Annotated in this window: 6 protein-coding genes; 3 read left to right on the plus strand and 3 right to left on the minus strand. The window is 65.4% G+C overall.

Annotation, left to right across the window (positions count from 1 at the left end; translation table 11 throughout):
• Positions 1-80 precede the first annotated feature (80 nt).
• A complete protein-coding gene (locus tag NP3_RS13240; protein ID WP_084508546.1) occupies positions 81-1,628 on the minus strand; it encodes an aldehyde dehydrogenase family protein in 1,548 nt (515 codons plus the stop codon).
• 93 nt (positions 1,629-1,721) lie between these two features.
• Between NP3_RS13240 and NP3_RS13245 the strand changes: the two genes are divergently transcribed.
• Positions 1,722-2,513 (plus strand): SOS response-associated peptidase, encoded by a 792-nt coding sequence (locus NP3_RS13245; RefSeq protein ID WP_063041122.1) that lies wholly within the window; start codon positions 1,722-1,724, stop codon positions 2,511-2,513.
• A gap of 24 nt (positions 2,514-2,537) precedes the next feature.
• Here NP3_RS13245 and NP3_RS13250 read toward each other — a convergent pair whose 3' ends face one another.
• The gene (locus NP3_RS13250; RefSeq protein ID WP_063041124.1) at positions 2,538-2,897 is read right to left on the minus strand and encodes a hypothetical protein; all 360 of its coding nucleotides are present in this window, start codon (positions 2,895-2,897) and stop codon (positions 2,538-2,540) included.
• Positions 2,898-2,971: 74 nt separating this feature from the next.
• Positions 2,972-3,466 carry a Cys-tRNA(Pro) deacylase gene (gene ybaK / locus NP3_RS13255; RefSeq protein WP_063041130.1) on the minus strand — a complete coding sequence of 165 codons (495 nt, stop codon included), beginning with the start codon at positions 3,464-3,466 and terminating at the stop codon, positions 2,972-2,974.
• 323 nt (positions 3,467-3,789) lie between these two features.
• Here ybaK and NP3_RS13260 point away from each other — a divergent pair, with 323 nt between their 5' ends.
• Together NP3_RS13260 and NP3_RS46675 are read left to right on the plus strand one after the other, a co-directional pair.
• Positions 3,790-4,434: a sigma-70 family RNA polymerase sigma factor gene (locus NP3_RS13260; protein WP_063041126.1), complete on the plus strand. Its 645-nt coding sequence runs from the start codon at positions 3,790-3,792 to the stop codon at positions 4,432-4,434.
• Between the two features lie 73 nt (positions 4,435-4,507).
• On the plus strand, positions 4,508-4,636 hold a 129-nt coding region (locus NP3_RS46675), incomplete at its 3' end, for a zf-HC2 domain-containing protein (RefSeq protein WP_245720914.1).

Here is a 4,636-nt window from a genome sequence, read left to right on the forward strand (position 1 = left end):
CGAACGGTCGCTCGTAAGACTCGCTTCTCGGTGTTCGGCAGGGTGCCTGCGCTCGCCCGCGACGTGCAAGCCCAGCAAACCTACTTGTGGCGTCCGTGCAGGATCGGGACCATGCGACGCAGCAGCTTCATGGTGGACTGGGTCCGCGAGTAGCTGAGCAGTGCCATGCCGGGAATCGCGAAGCGCTGCACCGCGATCGAATGCGGCCGGGCGAATTCGCGCAGGCCGGGCTCGCCGTGGATGCGCCCGATTCCGGAATCTCCGACACCGCCGAAGGGCAGGCCCGCGATGGCGGCGAAGGCGAGTACGGAGTTCACCGAGGTCGCGCCGACGCGCAGCCTGCGCGCGATCTCCAGGCCGTTCTTCTTCGAGTAGACCGCCGAGGACAGGCCGTATTTGGACTTGTTCGCCAGCTCGACCGCCTCGTCGACGCCGTCCACCGTGCGAATGGTGACGGTCGGGCCGAAGGTCTCCTCGGCCACGGCCTCGGAGTTCTCGTCCACATCGACGAGCACGACCGGCTCGATGAACGGACCCTTGACCGACTCCGGCCCGCCGAGCACCGCGGTGCCGCCGTTCCTCAGCGCGTCATCGATATGGCGACGCACGATATCGATCTGGCTGGGCATGGTCATCGGACCGTAGGAAGCATCGGCGTCCGAGCCCGGCTTGATGTCCTTCAGAATGCGCTCGACCTCGGCGACGAATTCGTCGCGCACCGAGCGATCGACGTAAACCCGCTCCACACCGGCGCAGGTCTGGCCACTGTTGGCGGTGGCGCCCCAGGCGACCGCATCGGCCGCGGCCTTCACATCGGCATCGCCCGCGACGATCACCGCATCCTTACCGCCGCATTCCAGCAGCACCGGGGTCAGCGATTCGGCGGCCGCGGCCATGATCTTCTTGCCGGTCGCGGTGGAGCCGGTGAACGCGATCTTGTCCACCCCGGCCTGAACCAGCGCGGCGCCGGTCGCGCCGTAACCATTGACCGTCTCGAAGACGCCTTCGGGCAGTTCCGGATTGGCCTTCTTGAACGCATCGGAGAGGAAATTGCCGATGCCGGTGGAGAATTCGCTCGGCTTGAAGACGACGGCATTGCCCGCGGCCAGGGCGTAGGCGATGGAGCCGTTCGGGGTGTAGACCGGATAGTTCCATGGACCGATCACGCCGATGACACCGAGCGGGCGCTGCTCTAAGCGCGCGGAGAAGTTCGCCATCAACGCACCGGGGGAGATCTTCTTCGGTGAGAGCACCTTCTTGGCGTTCTTGGCCGCCCAGGCGATGTGCTCGAGCGCGAGCATCAATTCGAGGAACGCGTCGTCGAGTGGTTTGCCGTTCTCCTGGTGGATGAGCGCGGTGAACTCCGCGGAGTCCGCGACCAACTGGCTCGACCAGCGCAGCAGATGTTTGCGCCGCTCGTCGAAGCTCAGTCCGCCCCAGGTTGTGGCGGCGGTACGGGCCTTGGCGACGGCGGCGCGCACCGCGTCCGCATCCGCGATGGTATGGGTGGCGATGACCTCTCCGGTGGCCGGATCGACCGATGTCAGCGCCGTCTGTGGCGCCGCTGGGGTGGTCTCGATGGTTGTCACGGTTGGTCTCTCCTCTTGCCGAGATAAGTTAACGACCATTCTATGAGATGATGCTATGCCACAACTCTCACTAGGTCACCCCTCCCGTCAATTCTTTCCGAGTCTGTCGGCGCCGCGTGCAAGTATCGAGATATGTGCGGCAGATATGCGACAACTACCGATCCCGGTCGGCTCGCCGCCGAACTGGACGCCATCGACGAGACACCGACCGCTGACAACGGCGGTTCCGCCAACTACAACGTCGCGCCGACCACCCAGGTGCTGACCGTGGTGGAGCGCCATGAGCACGGCCACCCCGACGACGATCCCAAGTTGCGCGTCCGGCGGATGCGCTGGGGTCTGATCCCGGTCTGGACCAAGGCCGCCGAACCGGGCGTTCCGGTCAAGGGCAAACCGCTGTTCAATGCCCGCGCCGACAAGGCAGCGACCACGCCGTCGTTCCGCGATGCGGTGAAGTATCGCCGCTGTCTGGTTCCGATGGACGGCTGGTACGAGTGGTTGGTCGAACCGGATGCCGGGGCCAAAGGCAAGGTCGCGAAGCATCCGTACTTCATGGCGAATGCCGATGGTTCACGGCTGTATATGGCCGGATTGTGGTCGGTATGGCGGGATCGTTCGCAGCAGGAGAGCGAACCGCTGCTGTCGTGCACCATCCTGACCACCGACGCCGTCGGTGAGCTCACCCGCATTCACGATCGGATGCCGCTGCCCATGCCGCCGGAGAATTGGGCGGCCTGGCTGGATCCGGATCATCCGGCGCCGGCCTCCCTGCTCGAGACGCCGACCGGGGAATCGGTGGCGGGCATCGTGGCGCGTCCGGTCTCGTCGCTGGTCAACAGCGTGCGCAATAACGGTCCGGAGTTGTTGGCGCCGTTGGACTCTCGGGCCGGTACGGAAAAGGCCGGGCAGATCAGCTTGCTGTGATCGCCCGGCCCGCCGTTCATCGACTCAGAGCTGGCACTTCACGCTGTCCGTCACGATATTCAGCGCGCACTTGGCGATACCGCCGCCCAGGTCGATTACCTTTCGGGCGACGCCGCCGTACAGGTCGATGACCTTGCCTGCGACGCCGCCGCCCAGCTTCTCGGCCTTGTCGGCCTTCTCATCCTTCGTCGGGTTGTTGTTCTTCTTCGGCCCGTCGTCAACGACATGCTCGTCGAACGGGAAGTCGTTGACGCCGATCACCAGGGGGCTGCCCGGTGCGGCGGTGGCCGTGGGCGCTAGCAGCGCGACCGGGCCGTTGGTGAGCAGGAGAACTCCGAACAGAGTGACGATCACGGTGCTGCACAATCGCTGGCGCGCGGACATTTCGCATCACATCCTCGAGTCGGACGATCTGGGCCCGTTCAGTAACGCACAAATGTTGCTGACGTGGTGCGGATTTATACGGATGTGACTGGTGCGGTTACCGCATCGGTGAGTCGGACCAGGTCCGCCGGTGCCAATTCGATCTCGAGTCCGCGCCGTCCTGCGCTGCAAAGCATGCGGTCCCAGGCCAATGCCGAGGCATCGACCACGGTGGGCAGCAGCTTGCGCTGGCCGAGCGGGGAGATGCCGCCGAGGACGTAACCGGTGATTCGCTCGGCCTTCGCCTTATCCGCCATGGCCGCCTTGGGCGCACCGAGCGCCGCGGCAGCCGCCTTGAGCGACAAGGTATTCGGCACCGGCAGCACCGCGACCGCGAGCGCGCCGGACGACAATTCGATCACCAGCGTCTTGAAGATCTGCGCCGCCATCACCCCGACCTCGGCGGCGAGTGCGTCGACCGCCTCGCCGCCGTAGGAGTCGGCGCGCGGATCGTGCTTGTACGCGTGTACGCGGTGGGCCACACCGGCCTTGGCCAGGGTGCGGATCGCCGGGGTCGAGGCTCCTGCCATGCCGGTCACCCTAATGGCGGTCCGCAACACGTTTTTCGGTGCGGGGAGTTCGCTATGGGAACACAGTCGTGTGCGGACATGTTGCATGCGATACGGAAGCCGCGCGGCGGTTGTACGACGTGAAGGAGAGGTCGGTGCCGGTTCTGCTCGAAGAACGCCCGGTGACATCGCAGGTGTCCGATCGGCGGCGCTCCCGGCGCCCTACGTGGTTACGCTCCGCTACCGCCTCCGGGCGCGTCGAGAGCGCCGCGGGGGACTCTCAGTTCTCACTCGATCTGGCCACGCCTGTAGATTTGGCAGGTACGGCGATCGAAGGGATTGGTGTGACGAGCGACGATGACGTGGTGACCGACGGTGCGGTCGGCGCCGCGGTCGACGATGCCGAGCTGGTGCGGCGGTTCGAGCGCGATGCGCTCCCGTTGCTCGACCAGCTCTACGGTGCCGCGCTGCGCATGACCCGGAATCCGGCCGATGCCGAGGATCTGGTGCAGGAGACCTACGTCAAGGCGTTCCAGGGCTTCAAATCCTTCAAGGAGGGCACCAATCTGCGTGCCTGGCTCTACCGGATCCTGACCAACACCTACATCAACTCCTACCGCAAGAAGCAGCGCCAGCCCGCGCAGTATCCGACCGACGAGATCACCGACTGGCAGCTCGCCGCCACCGCCGAGCACACTTCGACCGGGCTGCGTTCAGCCGAGGTGGAGGCGCTGGACGCGCTGCCGGACGACGACATCAAGGCCGCACTGCAGGAGCTGCCGGAGGAATTCCGGATGGCGGTGTACTACGCGGATGTCGAGGGGTTCCCATATAAGGAAATCGCCGACATCATGGGCACCCCCATCGGTACCGTGATGTCCCGGCTGCATCGCGGCCGCAAGCAGCTCAAAGGATTGCTCGCCGATGTGGCGCGCGAACGTGGATTCAACCGCAACGGCGCGGAACGCCAGGAGGTCAAGCAGGCATGAGCGAGCGTAGCGAGCGAATCAAAGGCACAGCACCTTCCGGTGCGACGGAACCGAGCGCCAGCGAGGTGCAGTCGTGACGGAGCGTGACCCCGATATGGAGTTGGACTGCACGGCTGTGCTCGCCGATGTCTGGCTCATGCTCGACGGTGAATGTGACGATGCCACCCGGGCCCGGCTGCAGCACCACATGGATCACTGCTCA

The organism is Nocardia pseudovaccinii NBRC 100343, assembly GCF_001613225.1.
In the GTDB taxonomy this organism is placed as follows: domain Bacteria; phylum Actinomycetota; class Actinomycetes; order Mycobacteriales; family Mycobacteriaceae; genus Nocardia; species Nocardia pseudovaccinii.